Source organism: Sphingomonas hankookensis, assembly GCF_001619955.1.
GTDB classification, from domain to species: domain Bacteria; phylum Pseudomonadota; class Alphaproteobacteria; order Sphingomonadales; family Sphingomonadaceae; genus Sphingomonas; species Sphingomonas hankookensis_A.
Genome location: NZ_LQQO01000011.1, coordinates 119,720 through 136,894, shown reverse-complemented (window position 1 = coordinate 136,894; position 17,175 = coordinate 119,720). Strand labels below are relative to the sequence as shown.

Below are 17,175 nucleotides of genomic sequence, written 5' to 3'. Positions count from 1 at the left end.
TGTCCGGGGGTGCCATGACGATCGTTCGAACCTGCCGCTGGCTGATCCCGGTTCTGCTGGCCGGCTGTACGACGGCACAGGCACCGCGTCCGGTGGCGAGCGTCGCGACGACGCCGGCCGCTGCCGTGCCGACCCCGGCCGACCGGTTCGGGCCGTTGTTCGAAGCGGTGCAGATGCGACGCATCTTTCCGGACGGAAAGACGTTCGTCGACTCGGTGCCGAAGCGGCCGGATGCGGCGATCCTCGCCGATTATCGCAAGGGCAGTTTCGACGATGCGGCGCTGAAGGCGTTCGTGCTGGCCAATTTCGACGTGCCGGGGCTGGAGCCGGTGCCCGAGTCCGACCATGGCCCGCGCCTGCCGATCGAGCGGCATATCGCCGAATTGTGGCCGCATCTGACCCGCGATCCGGTGACGCCGCCGCCGGGATCGACCGCGCTGGCGGTCAAGGACCGGTTCGTGGTGCCCGGCGGGCGGTTTCGCGAGCTCTATTACTGGGACAGCTATTTCACGATGCTGGGGCTGGTCGCCGATCGGCGGCAGGATCTGGTCGAATCGATGCTCGACGGGTTCGTCGACCTGGTCGAGCGCTATGGCCATGTGCCCAACGGGACGCGGAGCTATTATCTCAGCCGGTCGCAGCCGCCGTTCCTGTATCTGATGATGGGCCTGTCGCAGAATCGCGATCCGGCCGTGGCGGCGCGGCGGCTGGCGGCGCTGAAGCGGGAATATGCGTATTTCACGACGCCCGAGCGGTCGGTGACGCTGCCCGACGGGGCGGTGTTGCAGCATTATTGGGATGCGCGGACGACGCCGCGCGACGAATCGTGGCGCGAGGATGTCGAGACGGCGAAGGCGGCCGGGCGACCGGTCGGCGACACCTATCGCGACCTGCGCGCCGGGGCGGAGAGCGGCTGGGACTATTCGTCGCGCTGGCTGGGCGATGGGCGGTCGCTGGCGACGATCAACACGACCAGCATCTTGCCGGCCGATCTCAACAGCCTGTTGTGGGGCATGGAGCGGGCGATTGCCGAGGGGGCGGCGACGTCGGGCGATACGGCGACGGCGCGGGACTTTGGCGACCGGGCGGCGAAGCGCGGCGCGGCGATCGAGCGCTGGCTGTGGAGCGAGGCCGAGGGGCGCTATGGCGATTACGACGTCAAGCGGCGGCTGCTGCGCGACGGGGTGACGGCGGCGACGGCCTATCCGCTGTTCGTGGGGCTGACGACGGGCGCCCGGGCGGCGCGGGTCGCGGGCACGATCGAGCGGCAGTTGCTGGCGCCGGGGGGCTTGCGGACGACGCGGGTCGATACCGGGCAGCAATGGGACAAGCCCAATGGCTGGGCGCCGCTGCAATGGATCGCGGTGGCCGGGCTGGACCGGACGGGCAACCGCGCGCTGGCGGACAAGATCGCGCAGCGGTTTCTGGCGACGGTACAGCGCGAATATGCGGCGTCGGGGAAGCTGGTCGAGAAATATGACGTCGAGGAAGTGAAGCCTGGCGGCGGGGGTGAATATCCGCTGCAGGACGGGTTCGGGTGGACCAACGGCGTGACGCGCGCGCTGATGGAACGGGGGCGTGGAAGTTGACGAAGGTTGCGGTACGTCGAATTTTGTAGCGGGCGGGTATCAGCAGAAAATCGTTTTTCCTCAGTAATTTGGATGTTGGCAGTGTAACCTTTCCTGCGCGGAAGTTCACACTGTCGGCCAGGAAGCGGGACCCTGGCTCCGAGTCCGGGGTGACGTGGGGCGTGGGGGTGCGGGGCGGACCTGTCAAAGAGCGGGCGTCAGGATGGCAGGCGTGCAGCATGTAGGAAAGCGTTACGCCGTCCACGCCGCCAGATCGTCCTGCTGCCCGATCAGGGCGAGGCCGTGGGCGACCGAGGTCAGTTCGTTGCCCGACGCCAGCCGGTCCTGCCCGAAGCGGTCGGCAAAGGCGCGGCGGATGGCGGGGGTGAGCGAGGTGCCGCCGGTCAGGAACACGCGGTCGATGCCGTCGGCGTCGAGCCCCGCCACCTCGAGCGCGCGGTCGACGGTCGCCATGATGCGCGCAAGATCGTCGGCGATCCATGCTTCGAACTGGTCGCGGGTGACCTGTGCCTCAATGGCGATGCCGCCCCCTTCGAACGCGAACGTCGCTTCGTCGCCCTGCGACAGCGCGCGCTTTACCTGTCCGACCGCGTCGTAGAGCGGATAGCCCTGTTCGCCCTCGATCACCGCGATCATCCGGTCGATCGCGTCTGGATCGGTCGCGGCGCGGCGCAATTTGTCGAGTTCGGCCAGGGTCTTGCGGTTGCGCATCAGCGCGAGGCGCGACCAGTCGGTGAAGTCGGTGAAATGGCCGGCGGGGATTTCCAGCACCTTGTCGAACGAACGATAGGTGCCGCCCTTGCCGAGCAGGGGCAGGACGAGCCTGTCGAGGATGCGGCGGTCGAACTGGTCGCCGGCGATGCCGATACCGGCATGACCCAGCGGGCGGGCGCGGCGGTCGCTGCCCGGCGCTTCCAGTCGGACGACCGAGAAATCGCTGGTGCCGCCGCCGAAATCGGCGACGAGGATCGTGGCCGCGTCCGTCAGCGTCGCGGCATGGCTGAACGCGGCGCCGAGCGGTTCGTAGACATAGACGATCTGCGCGCCCAGCGCGGCGAACATCGCGTCATAGCGCTGGCGGGCGAGCGCTTCGTCGGGGCGGTGGCCGGCATAAGTGATCGGGCGGCCGACGACGATGCGTGTGGCGCCGTGCAGGACGCCATGCGCGCGGGCGGCGAGGCGGTCGAGGAAGGCGCGGCCGAGATCCTCGAAGCGGTAGCGTTTGGTGAAGATCGGCGCGGTGTCGAAGCTGGGGCTGGCGGCGACCGACTTGAACGATTGCAGGAAGCGGCAGCCCTCCGGAAACTGGAGATATTCGTCGATCGCCCAGGGGCCGGCCTCTACCGCGATGCCACCGGGGACGTCGTCCTGCCAGAAGCACAGCGCCGAGCGGAAGACGGCGTCGGCGCCGTCCGGCCCGTCGAGCGGCACGAGGGTCGCGCCGTCGCCATCGGCGCGGGCGAGGACGGAATTGGTGGTGCCGAAATCTAGGCCGAGGGACATGGGGGGCTCCGGGCGGGGGCGGGACGCCCTACACCGGTTGCGGGGGTTTGTCTTGGGGGTTGGGGAAGAAGGTTGGTTCGCGCGGAGGCGCAAGCGTGCGAAGAGAAGAAGTTTAAATCTCGCGCAGAGGCGCAGAGGCGCGGAGGGTTTGGGGGTGGGGCGCCCTACACGGATTGGGTGTGTGGGGGGCGAGTCCTGAATGTCTGTTCACCCCGGACTTGATCCGGGTCCCGCTTCTTTTGCTGCCGTCGAAGAAGAAGCGGGACCCCGGGTCAAGCCCGGGGTGACGATGGGGCGGGGGTTTCGATCCTCAGGATCGGTGGGTCGCTTTGGATCGGTAGGTGGCAGGGCCGGTGGCCGGTCGTACCTTGGGTTCCACCTACGTGCGTATCGCCGCGCAGGCGGGGATCCAGGGTTGGCAAACGATGCCGGTTCGACCTTGGCCCTGGACCCCCGCCTGCGCGGGGGTACGCCGTGTCCCGCACGTCCTCGGTGCCGATCAGCGCCTGGACCCCCGCCTGCGCGGGGGGTACGTCCTCGTCGCAGGTAAGGAACCAGCGTACCGGACCTCGACCCCCGCCTGCGCGGGGTACGGGATGGTTGGGCGGGCGGTGGCCACCAACGGGCCGTACCCCGGCGCAGGCCGGGGTCCAGTTACGGAACGGGGGTGATGATCCGCTGGCGTTCCTCGACTGGACCCCGGCCTTCGCCGGGGTCCGGTTTGCGGCTGGGGTTTAGCGGGTTGCTCGTACCCCTGCCGGGGCCGGTGCGGGCGCATTGGCGAGCGGCGGGGCTCCGGCACCGGCGGGCGGCGGCGGCGGGAGTTGGCCGTTGGCCGGCGGCGGCGGCGGGGCTGCGCCGTCGGCGGGCGGCGGGGGCGGAGGCATCGCGCCGGGGGCGCAGCCCGGGCCGCCGGGGCCGCCCGGGCCAGCGGGACCGCGGGCTTCGGGACCACCCGGACCGTGCGGGCCGGGGCCGCGCCCTTCGGGACCCTTGCCGGGGCGGGGCGGGGGCGGGCCGACCGGGGTGACCTTGCCCGCGGCGTCGACGACATAGGAGGCGCGCAGCTGTCCGTCGTCATAGCGGCCCTGTACCTGGATGGGCGCGCCCTTCGTCACGTTCGCGTCGCGGCCGCCATCGACCATCGCCTTGCCGCTGCCGTCCTGCACCACGAAGCGGTCGCCATAGACTTCGGCAACGCGGCCCTTGACCGTCACCACGCCGCTGCTGTTCGCCAGCCGGGCGACCGGGGTCGCCACGGTCGGCGCCATTTCGACGCCCGGCCGGGTCAGCGACACCGCGCCCGCCCCGCCCGCCGCGCCGATGGCAAGGCCGATCGCGACGCCCAAGCCCAGCTTTCCGGTGCTGCCCAAAGAGAATTTCGCCATGTGCTTCACTCCTTCGTTGTTCGATGGAGCCGTTGTAGCGAGTCGTGCCCTCGCCACGCTGAACCCGGTGGTTCAGTTTCGGTTTAGGCGGGGGTGACATTGGCACGCCCGTTCGTCCTGAGTAGCCATTGAGCGATGTCGAAAGGATGTATCGAAGGACTCCGGCGAGGGAATGCTTCGATAAGGATCAGGTCGGATCGTCCCCCGGACGATCCTGAACCATGCGGGGCATGGTTCACCTGATCCTCCTCGACAAGCTCAGTTCCTACTCAGCACGAACGGGGGTGTGGCGGTAAGAGGCAAGAATATGCGTATCCTGCTTGTCGAGGACGATCCCGATCTGGGGCCCGCCATCGCGCGGGCGCTGCGGGGCGAACAATGCGCGGTCGATCTGGTGCCGAGCGGGATCGACGCGCAACATCTGGGCGAGACCGAACGCTATGACGTCGCGGTGCTCGATCTGGGCCTGCCGGATCGCGAGGGGACGGCGGTGCTGAAGGGGTGGCGTGATGCGGGGCGCGACCTGCCGGTGCTGGTGCTGACCGCGCGCGACGGATGGTCGGACAAGGTGGCCGGGTTCAAGGCCGGGGCCGATGATTTCCTGACCAAGCCGTTCCGGATCGAGGAGCTGATGATGCGGCTGCGCGCGCTGGTGCGGCGGTCGGCGGGGCATGGCGCGACGCGGATCGCGTGCGGGCCGCTGGCCTTTGAGACGCAGACCGGGGTGTTCGAGCTGGACGGGCTGCCGGTCAAGCTGACCGCGCTGGAGCATCGGGTGCTCGCCGCGCTGATGCTGGCGAAGGAGGCGGTGATCGAGCGGCTGGACCTGATGGAGCGGGTCTATGAAGGCGATGCCGATGTCGATTCCAACAGCCTGGAGGTGATCATCGGGCGGCTGCGCAAGAAGATCGGCGCGTCGCTGATCGAAACGGTGCGCGGGCGGGGATATCGGCTGACGGCGGGCGGGCGATGAGGCTGCCGCGGTCGATCCATGGCCGGATGCTGGCGCTGTCGGTGGCGACGACCTTGGTCGCGCTGCCGGTGGCGGGATTTTCGATCGGGCATGTGCTGGAGCGGTTCGTGACGCATGGTGTCGACGAACGGCTGGCGGACCGGTTGCAGTTGCTGAGCGCCGTCGTGCGCGCCGATGGCAGCGTCGACCGCGAACTGCTCGCGCGGCCGGGGGTCGAGGAAGCGTTCGGGCGCGGCGGCGCATGGACGATCGATGCGCCGGGCGGAGCGTACGGCAGCGCGATGTTGCCGATCGCGGTGCCGGGACCGCCCCGCCCCCATCCGGCGGGTGCGCGCGAGGGGATACCGTTCGATACCGAGCTGGGCGACGGCACGCCGGTGCACGGCCTGATCCAGATCCGCGAGAGTGAAGCCGGGCCGGTGCGGCTGGGCGTCGCGGTGCCGCGCGCGGCGATCGAGCAGCCGCTGCGCGGGGCGATGCTGCCGCTGCTGGCGACGCTGGCGATCGTCGCGCTGGTGCTGGCGGTGGTGACGTTGGTGCAGCTGCGGCTGGGGCTGCGGCCGATCAGGACGTTGCGCGAGCGGGTGGCGGCGGTGCGCGAGGGCGCCGCTGCCGATGTGCCGGAGGATCAGCCCGAGGAACTCAGGCCGCTGGCGGTCGAGCTGAACGCGCTGGTGCGCGACAATGCGGCGGCGCTGGCAGCCGCGCGGGCGTCGGCGGCGAACCTGGCCCATGCGCTGAAGACGCCGGTGGCGACGCTGGCGCTCGACCTGGCCGACGATCCCCGCCGGCGACAGGTCGAGCGGATCGATGCGACGATCCGCCACCATCTGTCGCGGGCGCGGGGTGGGGCGGTCGACCGGCGTGCGGCGACCGCGTTACGGCCGGCGGTCGAGGCGCTGGTCGGCGTGGTGCGGGCGTTGCACCGCGGCGGCGGCGTGGCGGTCGAGGCGGACATCGCCGATGTGAGCGTCGCGGTCGATGCGGCGGATCTGGACGAGCTGGCCGGCAATTTGATCGACAATGCCGCGCGCCATGCGCGGTCGCTGGTGCGGGTGGTGGCGGTGCGCGACGGGGCGATGGTGCGGCTGTCGGTCAGCGACGACGGACCCGGCATTCCCGCCGTCGACCGCGCGCGGGCGACCGATCCGGGGGTGCGGCTGGACGAGCGTGGCGACGGGCACGGCTTCGGCCTCGCCATCGTGCGCGATCTGGCGGCGCTCTATGGCGGGCGGCTGACGCTGGGCGAGGCGGACGGCGGCGGGCTGGTCGCCGCCGTCACGCTGCCGGTCAGCGCGGCAGGTTGAACACGATCCGCTGGCTGTTGCCGGTGCAAGCGGTGTTGTTGTCGGGGCGGAAGCTGCTGCGGAAACGGGTCGCGCCGATCATCTTCTGCGCGGCGTCGCCGAACACGAACGGCGGATAGGCGGCGACGGTGCGCGGGGTCAGCGTATGGCCGTCGGCGGCGATGTCGAATTCGACCCGCGCCCAGCCTTCGAAGCCCATCTGCAACGCTTCGGTCGGATAACGGGCGCTGGTGGCACCTTGCTTGGCGACGGCGGGGGTGGGGGCGATCAGCGCGCACTGGTCGCTGCTGAGCCCGGTGCGGGTGAACGCGGCCTTGGCGGCGGCGGTGTCGCCGCTCTGCGCGGACAGGTCGGCGCGGTTGAGCAGCGCGGCGACCTTCAGCGGATGGGTATCGGGCAGCGGCGCGGCGAGGACCGCGTCGATCATTTGCGTGCGTTCGGCCGAGCGGACCTGACTGCCGCCATTGGCCAGCATCATCCTGACCGTCGCCGCCGACAGCGGATCGGCGGCAACCTCCGGCCGGCGCAGGACGGTGCGGAAGCCGTCGAGCACCTGGTCGTAATTCTTCGCGGCGACATAGGCGTCGCTGATGCGGAAGCGGGTGGCGACCGCTGCCGGCGCACCCGTCGCCTGCGCCAGAGTCAATGCCTCGGCGATCAGCGGGCGCGCTTCCTCGGCGCCGACCAGCTGCGAATTGAACATCCAGCCGAGCGCGCGCAGTTCGGCGACCTTGTCCCCGGCGGTGCGGGCGCGGGCCACTTCGGCGCGGGCGAGCGGCAGGGCGCGGGCGGCGGGCTGTTCTTCCCAGGCGAAGGCGGGCGCGCCCTTCGACGTCAGCCATGTATCGAACGCGTCGTCGATCGGCTGGGTGATCGACGGGCGCTGGGCGGCGGTCGAACAGCGCAGTTCGACCCGTGCCGATTGCCGCCAGAAGGCGGGAATGGCGGTCGCGTCCTCGGGCTGCCACGACCAGTCGCCGACCGCGCGGGCAAAGGCGAGCGCCGCCGCGCGATTGCCGGTGGTGTAGATCGGCGCGACGTTGCGCACGATGCCGTCGTCGCCGAGCGAGAATTCGACCACGGCGACTTCGGTCGGCTTCAGGCCGGCGGGGCCGCCGCACGGCGGCAGGTCCATCTGTCGCGCGCCGGCAAAGGGCGCCTTTTCGAGCCGGCCGGCCCCGGTATAGGCGAGATAGGTGCGGGCGCGTTCGCGGTCGCCATTCAGCAGCGCCGCCTGCGCAAGGTCGGCGCGGGTCGCGATTTCGGACAGATTGACCTTCTGGTCGAGGCCGCCCTGTTTCTTCAGCGAATCCTTGAGCACGGTATAGGCGTCGGCGGTGCGCCCTTCGTTGAGAAGCACGCGGGCATAGCGGGTCTGGACGGCGGCGACTGTCGCCTTGTCGATACTGGCCTCGGATTCGGTCAGCTTGCGTGCTTCCTCGGCATAGGCCAGGGCGCGGCCGTCATGGTCGAACGACAGGGTGCGGGCGAGGGCGAGCAACGGGACGACCCGTTCGACCCCCTTGGCGAGGTCGAGCGCGGCGCGGTAGGCGGTGGCGGCGGCGTCATAGTCGAATGCGTCATAGGCAGCGTCGCCCAGCGCGAGATGGGCGGACCCCAGATCGGCGCGGAATTCGTCGGGTTTGGCGGCAAGCGTCGGCAGGCCGCGGCGGATGGCGGCGACGCCGGCCTCGCGCTCGCCCATGCGGACGCGGCAGATGCCGCCGCGCACCGCGATCGCGCCGGTCAGCAGCGCGTTCTTGTTGGTCGCGGTACGCTTTTCCAGCGCCTCGTAGAGTTTCAGTGCCTCGGCACAGTCGCGGGTGGAATAGGCGGCGTTGGCGGCATCGAACTGCGCCTGCAACGTCAGGGGCTTGGCCGGGGCGGCGGGCTGGGCCGGGGTCGCGGCCTGGGCGAGGGCCATCAGGCCGTGCAGAATCGGATCGAGCATGTTTTTCCCCCTGTTTCCAAGGATCAAAGCACGGCAATGTTACAGCGTCGATGGGGGATGCGATGAAGCGTTGGGCGGGCTTTGGCGGCTGGGCGGCCGCGCTGATGCTGGCGGCGGTGCCGGCGGGGGCGGCGGCGCCGACCTATCCCGCGCGCACGATCCTGTTGTTCGTCGCGTCATGGTGCGCGCCGTGCCATGGCGAAATCGCGGCGCTGCCCCGGTTGAGCGAGGCGGCAGGGTCGTGGACGGTGCTGGTGGTGCCGATCGATCGCGGGCGGGCGACGGCGGCGATGCTGGCGGGGGTGCCGGTGGCGCAACGCTGGGTGCCCGATGCGGCGCGGATGGCGGCGATGCGCGACGATCTGTTCGGCGGGACGGCGGGGTTGCCGTTCAGCGTCGCGGTCGGTGGCGACGGGCGGCCATGTGGCGTGCATCGCGGGGTGTTGAGCGCGGCGCGGGTGGCGGCGTTGCGGGCGGGGTGTGGGGGGTAGGTGACTTCGCGTTTTGTGAGGCCTAACTCGATGGAGTTCGTTGCGACGGTACATGTCGATTGGCGTAGCGCGTACCCCCGCGTAGGCGGAGGTCCAGGGTTCCAGACGCAGGCCGTTGTTTTGCTTGGCTCTGGACCCCCGCCTGCGCGGGGGTACGGCACATTAAGACTTTCAGGTCCCTCTTTCCCCGTTAGCCGGTTGATCAGAAACGGGTCCCCCGTCTGCGCTCGGTGACGGTGGTGTCAGAGTGTCAGAGCGTGAGGCTGCCGCCGGTTCCGCCGCGCAGGGTCAGTGACTTGACCACATTGCCCTGGCGGACATTCACCTGATTGACCTGCGCGCGGTAGACGTCGGTCAGCACGGTCGAGCGGACCGCGACGGTTTTCGGCTTGCGCGGCGCCTTCCCCACATAGTCAATGCGGACCTGAGAATGGGTCAGGTCGGTCGAGACATGGGTCAGCGGGACGGGCTTGCCGTCGATCGTCAGGGTGAAGCGGCGCAGGATGTAATTCTGTAGTGCGGCGACCGCCTTGGGATCGTCGAGGCTGACCTGCGCGTCGGGTGCGATCTTTGACAAGGCGGGTTCGATGTCGTGCGCTTCGAACCGGTGCGACACGGTGACCTTGCCATCGGCCAGCGTCACGACCGCCAGCGAGTCATGCCCGCGATGCGCCTGGGCCGGGGCGATCACCGCCATAGCGGCGAGGAGGGCGAGCGGCGCCCTCACTTCGCCACCGGCGCGGGATAGGTCTGGAGCGAGCCGGGTTTCACCTGCACGTCGAAGTCCTTCATCCGGTTTTCGAGATCCTCGACATCCTCGATCTCCAGCACGACCGGGCGGATGGCGCCGCGATAGACATTGTTCGACCGGTCGGCATCGGCGATTTCGAGCAGCGGATCGACCTCCGCCCCGGTGATCGTCTTGCCCGTGACGTACTGCCACGTCACCGCCTTCGGATTGTAGCGCCATACCTCGGCGGGGATGCGGACGATCTCGGTCGTGTTGTCGCTATAGGTCAGCTTGAGCGGGATCGGCATGACGAGGCCGCCGATGTTGCGGAACGAGAAGCGGTAGAATTTGTCCTTCACTTGGAACGCGGCGCGCTCCTCCGGGGTCAGCTTGGCGAGCTTTTCGGCGAGGTCGCGGCGCTGCTGCGGGCTGACGGCGAAGCGGTCCTGCCGGTCGTAGAAGTCGCGCGTCGACGGGTCGCGTTCGGTGACGGTCCGCTGTCCGGCATTGTTGCGCACGGTCAGCGAGGTGTTTTCCGCATCGGCCAGCGCGCGGCGTTCGCGGGCATTCGCCTCCAGATCGCCGCCGGCGATGCGGCCCTCGACCACCTTGTCGAGCGCGATGTCGACATGGTCGGTCGAATAGAACCAGCCGCGCCAGAACCAGTCGAGATCGACGCCCGAACTTTCCTCCATGGTACGGAAGAAGTCGTAGGGCGTCGGCCGCTTGAAGCGCCAGCGGGCCGCGTATTCGCGGAAGGCGCGGTCGAACAGCTCGCGGCCCAGCACCGTCTCACGCAGGATGGTGAGCGCGGTGGCGGGCTTGCCATAGCCGTTGGCACCGAATTGCAGCACCGAGTCCGACTGGGTCATCAGGGGAACCTGATTGTCGGAGAGCATGTACTCGGCAATGTCCTTCGGCTCGCCACGCCGCGACGGGAAATCCTTGTCCCATAGTTTTTCGGCCTGGAACTGGAGGAAGGTGTTCAGCCCCTCGTCCATCCATGTCCATTGGCGTTCGTCACTGTTGACGATCATCGGGAACCAGTCGTGGCCGACCTCGTGGATCACCACGCCGATGAGGCCGGTCTTGGCGCGTTCGGTGTAGGTCAGCTGGCCGGTCTTGGCGTCCTTCACCGGGCGCGGCCCGTTGAAGGTGATCATCGGATATTCCATGCCGCCGACGGGGCCGTTGACCGACTGCGCCACCGGATAGGGATAGGGGAAGGCGAACTTGCCATAGACGTCGATGGTGTGGGCGATCGCCTTGGTCGAATAGGCATCCCACAGCGGGCGCGCTTCCTTCGGATAGAAGGACATCGCCATGACGTTGGGATTGGCGGCATAATCCTGTCGCACGTTCATCGCGTCCCATGCGAACTTGCGTGACGATGCCCAGCCGAAGTCGCGGACATTCTGTGCGGCGAAGGTCCAGGTCTTGGTCCCCGAGGCGCGACCGCGTTCGGCGGCGAGCGCTTCTTCCGGGGTGACGATGTACATCGGCGCGGTGGCCGACTTGGCCGCTTCCAGACGCTGGCGCTGGGTGGCGGTCAGCACCTGATCGGGGTTCTGTAGCACGCCGGTCGCCGAGACGACGTGATCGGCCGGCACGGTCAGCGCGACCTTGTAGTCGCCGAATTCGAGGGTGAATTCGCCGGCGTCGAGGAACGCCTTGTTATGCCAGCCTTCATAGTCCGAATAGACGGCGAGGCGCGGGAACCACTGCGCCCCTTCGAAGATGCAGTTGCCGTCCTCACCCTGTCCGGTGAAGCATTCATAGCCCGAGCGGCCGTCGACGACCTTTTGCTCCGCCATCGGGAACGACCAGTCGATCGACAGCGTGACCTCCCCGCCATTGCCGGCGACCGGCTGCGGCAGTTCGATGCGCAGCAGCGTGTCGGTGACGCGGTGGGCGAGCGGCTGACCATCGGGGCCGCGCACCGCCGAAATGGTGAAGCCGCCTTCCCACGTCTTCATCGCTTCCGCCCGGCGGATCTCGCCGATGCTGATCGACGTCGCATCGGGCACGGTCTGCGTCATCTGCGCGATCGACGACCGCTTATACTGGTTCTGGTCGAGCAGCAGCCAGAGATAGGGCAGCGCATCGGGTGAGTTGTTGCGGTAGCGGATCGTTTCCGTGCCGGTCACGACCTTCGTCACTTCGTTGAGCGACACCTTGACGTCGTAATCGACCTTTTGCTGCCAGTAGCGATAGCCCGGCGCGCCCGATGCGTTGCGGTAATCGGTCGGGGTCGGCCAGTCCTCCCCCTCCAGCTGGCGGAACTTGTCCTGCCAGTCGCCCTTGGTCTGGCGGATCGGGTCGGCAAGGGCGGGAGTGGTGCTGAGCAGCAGCGCGATCAGCGCGAGGCGGGGGGCAGCGGACAAGCGGGCGGGCCTTTCGAACGTAACACTGTATCGTTACGCCGGATACCAGACACGTCAACCATCCGCTGTCGCGCCACGGGCGACGAAATCGCCGCCCATGCGTTTGCGGCGGCGTTGAAATCAAGGAAACTGCCATGACCCGACCCGCCGGAACCGAAGGCTTCACGCTGAACCAGACGATGCTGCGCGTTCGCGACCCCAGCGCCAGCCTCGCCTTCTATCAGGACGTGCTGGGCATGACGTTGTTGCAGAAACTGGATTTCGAGGAGGCGGCGTTCTCGCTTTATTTTCTCGGCTTCCTGCGCGACGGGGAGAGCGTGCCGAGCGACCCGAAGGAGCGGGCGCGGTTCGTGTTCACCCGCGAGACGACGCTGGAATTGACGCATAACTGGGGGACCGAGGACGATCCCGACTTTGCCGGCTATCACAGCGGTAACGACGATCCGCGCGGCTTCGGCCATATCGGGATCAGCGTGCCCGACGTCGCCGCGGCGTGTGCGCGGTTCGAGGAGCTGGGTGTGACGTTCCGCAAGCGGCCGGACGAAGGGCGGATGAAGGACATCGCCTTCATCACCGATCCGGACGGTTACTGGATCGAAATCCTGTCGCCGAATGGCATGACACAGGCGGTGGTCGACGCGGGAGACGACGCATGAAGGCGGTCGCATTGCGCGCGCCCGGCGGGCTGGACCGGCTGGAGGTTGTCGATCGCGCCGATCCGGGGCAGCCGGGGGCGGGCGAAATCCGCGTGGCGCTGCACGGTAGTTCGCTCAATTTCCACGACTATATCGTGGTGAGCGGGAAGTCGCCCGCCGCCGACGGCCGGGTGCCGATGGCCGATGGCGCTGGTGTCGTGGAGGCGGTGGGCGGGGGCGTCACCGACTTTGCGGTGGGCGACATGGTCGTGTCGTGCTTCTTTCCGGATTGGCAGGATGGCGGGCCGACCGTCGGCGATTTCGCGCGGACGCCCGGCGATGGCATCGACGGGTTCGCGCAGGAGGTGGTCGTGCTGCCGGCGACGGCCTTTACGCTCGCGCCCAAGGGCTGGGATGCGGTCGAGGCGGCGACGATCACCACCGCCGGCCTCACCGCATGGCGGGCGCTGGTCGTCGATGGCGCCTTGAAGGCCGGCGACCGGGTGCTGCTGCTGGGCACCGGTGGCGTGTCGATCTGGGCGTTGCAGATCGCCAAGGCGATGGGGGCGATGGTCGCCATCACCTCGTCCAGCGACGAAAAACTGGCGCGGGCCAAGGCGTTGGGGGCGGACTTTACCGTCAATTATCGCAGCGACGACGACTGGGGTGTGACCGTCGCCAACTGGGCCGGAGGGCGCGGGGTCGACCATGTGGTCGAGGTCGGCGGTCCGGCGACACTGGCGCAGTCGATCGCGGCGGTCCGGGTCGGCGGGCATATCTCGCTGATCGGCGTGCTGACCGGCATGGGTGGCGAGGTGCCGACCGCCGCGCTGATGGCGAAGCAGGCGCGGTTGCAGGGGCTGATCGTCGGCAGCCGGCGCGAGCAGCAGGAGTTTGTGCGCGCGCTGGACGCGATGGGGTTCCGGCCGGTGGTGGATCGGCGGTTCGGGTTGGAGGAACTGGCCGAGGCGTTCCGGTATCAGGAGGGCGGCGACCATTTCGGGAAGATCGGGGTGGGGTGGTAGGGGCATCGTCTAACCCTCACCCATGCCGTACCCCCGCGCAGGCGGGGGGCCAGAGCCAAGCAGCGAAATGGTTGCGTTTGTGACCCTGGACCCCCGCCTGCGCGGGGGTACGGTTACTCTACGGGAACCCGCTCAATTCCCGCTGGGCGACTTCGCCTTCACCGTCTCCGGCGGGGTGATCGGGGACAGCGTCTGCTTCTGCGTCGCGGTGTTGATGCGGCGGCGGCGTTCGAAGGGGGGCAGGTCGACGCGGCGGCCGGTCTTGAGCGCCTCGACGATGCCTTCGATCACGCGCAGGTCGGCAATGCCTTCCTCCGCGTCCGGCTCGGGATCGTCGCCGTTCAGGATGCAGTCGGAAAAATATTTCATCTCGCCGCCGAATTGGTCGGTCGGTTTGAACTTCTCTTCGCGCTTGTCGGTGCCGATCGTGATCGTCTGATGCTGGGTATCGCCATAGCCGAAGGCGGGGTCGATATGGATGCTGCCCTTGGTCCCGGCGATGGTCAGGTGGTCGACATTGCCGGCATAATAGCTGACGGTGAAGCTCGCCAGACGGTCGCCGGGCATGCGCAGCACGACCGCGAAGGTATCGTCCAGATCGCCGAAGCCCGCAGCCGCCTGCCGGGTCGCGACCGCCGATTCCACCGCGATGGGTTCCTCGCCGAACAGATAGCGGATGGCGTTGATCGGGTAGGGACCCATGTCGAACAGCGGCCCCGCGACGATGCCGTGCTTGGCGCGGTGGTTGTCGGGGTCGAGCGACTGGCTGAACGTTGCCGAGAAGGTCACGAGGTCGCCAAGCTTGCCGTCGCGCACCATGTCGATCGCCGCCAGCGTGCCGGGTTCGAAGTGCAGGCGGTAGGCGGTCATCAGCTTGGCCGACGACGCCGCCTGCGCCGCCGCGATGGCGCGGCCCTGTTCGACCGAGATTTCCAGTGGCTTCTCGCACAGGACGTGGATGCCGGCGGCGAGCGCCGGAATGGCGAATTCGGCATGGCGCCAGTTGGGCGTGCCGAGATAGATCGCATCGATCGTGCCGGACGCCAGCAGTTCGTGGAACTGGTCGTAATCATAGGTCGCGTCGACGCCGTACATCTCGGCCAGCGCCGCCGCCTTCTCCGCATCGCCGGTGACGATCGCGACCAGCTTGGAATTGCCGGTATGCTTGATGCCGGGCAGCATCGAGCGCTGGGTGATGTCGCCCGCGCCGACGACGGCGTAGCGGACCTTCTTGCCTAGCCCGAAGGCGGACGCGATGCTCATGGATGGCTTCTCCGTGGGGATGGGAATGGGGCGCCAACGCACGCCGCGCGGACATTCTCCCGCCCTTTCGGACATTTGGCCCTTATCATGGGTTATCGGTTTCATGCTGTTCCGATCTTGCGCCGCCGATCCCGCCATGCTCCGCGATGCCGAGGGCTATCTGCCGCTCGCCCGCTATGGCGCGCTGGGCGACGGACGCGCGGTGGTGCTGTCGGGGGCGGACGGGTCGATCGACTGGTGGTGCGTGCCGAACATGGATTCGCCCGCCCTGTTCGACCGGCTGCTCGACGGGACGCTGGGCGGCTATTTTGCGATCACGCCGACCGAGGCGTTTACCAGCGAGCAGCGCTATCGCGACGACAGCAATGTGCTGGAGACGATCTTCACGACCGCGACGGGCCGGGCGAAACTGACCGAGAGCCTGAACAGCGGCACGGCGGGGCGGCTGCCTTGGGCCGAACTGGCGCGGCGGGTCGAGGGGCTGGACGGGCATGTCGCGTTCGCGCTGACGCTGCGCTTCGGGCGGCGGGCGGATACGGTCAGCCCCTATTTTGCGCGGGCCGGCGGGCATGACGTGTTTCATGTCGGCGCAGTGCTGGGGCTGGTCCGGTGCAGCGATCATGTCGTCATCGAACGGCAGGGCGATGACGGGATCGACGGGCGGATCGCGGTGTCGCAAGGGCAGCGGGCGACGGTCGGGATCGTGGCGGGTGCCGACGAGCCGCTGGTCGTGCCACCGATCGAGGCGATCGATGGGCGCATCGACCTGTCCGACAAGGAATGGCGCGACTGGACGCAGGCGCTCGACTGGTCGGGACAGCTGCATTGTGACGGGGCGCGGCGGGCGCTGGCGATCCGCAGCGCACTGGCGCTCAAGCTGCTGCTCTATTCGCCGACCGGGGCGATCGTCGCGGCGGCCACGACCTCGCTACCCGAAAAGGTCGGGGGGCCGAAGAACTGGGACTATCGCTATGCGTGGATCCGCGACGCAGGCTACACGATCAAGGCGTTCCTGCGCATTGGCGCCCATGCCGAGGCGAAGGCGGGCTTTACCTGGCTGTTGAAGCGTCTGGGGCAGGGGGTGCCGAAGGTCTGCTACACGCTGGGCGGCGATCCGGTGCCCGAAGTGCGCGAGATCGACATTCCGGGCTATTGCGGGTCGAAGCCGGTGGTGACCGGGAACCTGGCGACCGACCAGCATCAGCACGGCATTTATGGCGACATCTTCGAGACGGCCGAGCGGTTCGTGGCGTGCGGTAACATCCTCGACGGGCAGAGCGCGGCGACCCTGTCGCACCTCGCCGATCTGTGCGCGGATCGCTGGCGACAGAAGGATGCCGGCATCTGGGAACTGACCGAGGTGCAGCATTACACCATGTCGAAGATCAGTTGCTGGCAGGCGCTGCAACGCGCGGTCGAGCTGGCCGATGCCGGGCAGATTCCGACGACTTGCCGCGACCGCTGGGCGCGCGAACGCGACCGGATCATGGACTGGATCGGCGAGCATTGCTGGGACGAGGAGCGGGGGGCGTATCTCTGCTATCCGGGCGCCAAGGGGCTGGACGCGTCGCTGGCGCTGGCGGTGCGGTTCCGCTTCGACGGGCAGGACCGGCTGGCGCGGACGCTGGACGCGATCGACCGGGAGCTCGGCGCCGGGGCGTTCCACTATCGCTACACGGGGATGGAGCAGGAAGAAGGGTGCTTCCTCGCCTGCACCTTCTGGATGGTCGAGGCGCGCGCGATCCTCGGCCAGCACGACCGGGCCGAGGCGGCGCTGGCGGCGGCGATGGACGGGCTGAAGCATGGCACCGGGATTTTGCCGGAGATGATCGATCCGAAGACCGGCGATTATCTCGGCAATCTGCCGCAGGGGCTGAGCCATCTGGCACTGATTCAGGCGATCGCAACACTCGGCGGAGCTGAACTTTGAGGCAGG

At 68.5% G+C, this 17,175-nt stretch carries 13 protein-coding genes; 7 read left to right on the top strand and 6 right to left on the bottom strand.

What is annotated here, in order from left to right:
* Positions 1 to 14: 14 nt before the first annotated feature.
* The gene (gene treF, locus AVT10_RS07730) at positions 15 to 1,589 is read left to right on the top strand and encodes an alpha,alpha-trehalase TreF (protein WP_084401475.1); all 1,575 of its coding nucleotides are present in this window, start codon (positions 15 to 17) and stop codon (positions 1,587 to 1,589) included.
* 231 nt (positions 1,590 to 1,820) lie between these two features.
* Here the strand turns inward: treF and AVT10_RS07725 are convergent, their stop codons facing one another.
* The gene (locus tag AVT10_RS07725) at positions 1,821 to 3,092 is read right to left on the bottom strand and encodes an Hsp70 family protein (protein WP_066689704.1); all 1,272 of its coding nucleotides are present in this window, start codon (positions 3,090 to 3,092) and stop codon (positions 1,821 to 1,823) included.
* A gap of 734 nt (positions 3,093 to 3,826) precedes the next feature.
* Positions 3,827 to 4,480 carry a hypothetical protein gene (locus AVT10_RS07720; RefSeq protein WP_066689703.1) on the bottom strand — a complete coding sequence of 218 codons (654 nt, stop codon included), beginning with the start codon at positions 4,478 to 4,480 and terminating at the stop codon, positions 3,827 to 3,829.
* A 307-nt stretch (positions 4,481 to 4,787) separates the two neighbouring features.
* On the opposite strand from AVT10_RS07720, the gene AVT10_RS07715 reads away from it, so the two are divergent.
* Both AVT10_RS07715 and AVT10_RS07710 read left to right on the top strand, forming a co-directional pair.
* Complete coding sequence (locus tag AVT10_RS07715) at positions 4,788 to 5,453, top strand: response regulator (protein WP_066689702.1); 666 nt, start codon at positions 4,788 to 4,790, stop codon at positions 5,451 to 5,453.
* Complete coding sequence (locus AVT10_RS07710; protein ID WP_232307926.1) at positions 5,450 to 6,760, top strand: sensor histidine kinase; 1,311 nt, start codon at positions 5,450 to 5,452, stop codon at positions 6,758 to 6,760. Before AVT10_RS07715 ends, AVT10_RS07710 begins: the two co-directional genes overlap by 4 nt.
* On the opposite strand, the gene AVT10_RS07705 is transcribed toward AVT10_RS07710, so the two are convergent.
* Positions 6,744 to 8,711, bottom strand: a complete 1,968-nt coding sequence (locus tag AVT10_RS07705) for an energy transducer TonB (RefSeq protein WP_066689701.1) — start codon at positions 8,709 to 8,711, stop codon at positions 6,744 to 6,746. The two genes, AVT10_RS07710 and AVT10_RS07705, sit on opposite strands and share 17 nt — an antisense overlap.
* Before the next feature lie 62 nt (positions 8,712 to 8,773).
* Between AVT10_RS07705 and AVT10_RS07700 the strand changes: the two genes are divergently transcribed.
* Positions 8,774 to 9,202 (top strand): TlpA family protein disulfide reductase, encoded by a 429-nt coding sequence (locus tag AVT10_RS07700; protein ID WP_157092709.1) that lies wholly within the window; start codon positions 8,774 to 8,776, stop codon positions 9,200 to 9,202.
* A gap of 250 nt (positions 9,203 to 9,452) precedes the next feature.
* On the opposite strand, the gene AVT10_RS07695 is transcribed toward AVT10_RS07700, so the two are convergent.
* Entirely contained in the window at positions 9,453 to 9,929 is a 477-nt protein-coding gene (locus tag AVT10_RS07695) for a DUF6702 family protein (protein WP_198158523.1), read from the bottom strand.
* Positions 9,926 to 12,316: a M1 family metallopeptidase gene (locus tag AVT10_RS07690; RefSeq protein ID WP_066689698.1), complete on the bottom strand. Its 2,391-nt coding sequence runs from the start codon at positions 12,314 to 12,316 to the stop codon at positions 9,926 to 9,928. Before AVT10_RS07690 ends, AVT10_RS07695 begins: the two co-directional genes overlap by 4 nt.
* Before the next feature lie 134 nt (positions 12,317 to 12,450).
* On the opposite strand from AVT10_RS07690, the gene gloA reads away from it, so the two are divergent.
* A complete protein-coding gene (gene gloA, locus AVT10_RS07685) occupies positions 12,451 to 12,972 on the top strand; it encodes a lactoylglutathione lyase (protein ID WP_066689697.1) in 522 nt (173 codons plus the stop codon).
* Positions 12,969 to 13,976: a zinc-dependent alcohol dehydrogenase family protein gene (locus AVT10_RS07680; RefSeq protein WP_066689696.1), complete on the top strand. Its 1,008-nt coding sequence runs from the start codon at positions 12,969 to 12,971 to the stop codon at positions 13,974 to 13,976. Before gloA ends, AVT10_RS07680 begins: the two co-directional genes overlap by 4 nt.
* Before the next feature lie 132 nt (positions 13,977 to 14,108).
* On the opposite strand, the gene AVT10_RS07675 is transcribed toward AVT10_RS07680, so the two are convergent.
* Complete coding sequence (locus AVT10_RS07675) at positions 14,109 to 15,239, bottom strand: Gfo/Idh/MocA family protein (RefSeq protein WP_066689695.1); 1,131 nt, start codon at positions 15,237 to 15,239, stop codon at positions 14,109 to 14,111.
* A 103-nt stretch (positions 15,240 to 15,342) separates the two neighbouring features.
* Between AVT10_RS07675 and AVT10_RS07670 the strand changes: the two genes are divergently transcribed.
* Entirely contained in the window at positions 15,343 to 17,169 is a 1,827-nt protein-coding gene (locus AVT10_RS07670) for a glycoside hydrolase family 15 protein (RefSeq protein WP_066689694.1), read from the top strand.
* The last annotated feature ends 6 nt before the right edge of the window (positions 17,170 to 17,175 follow it).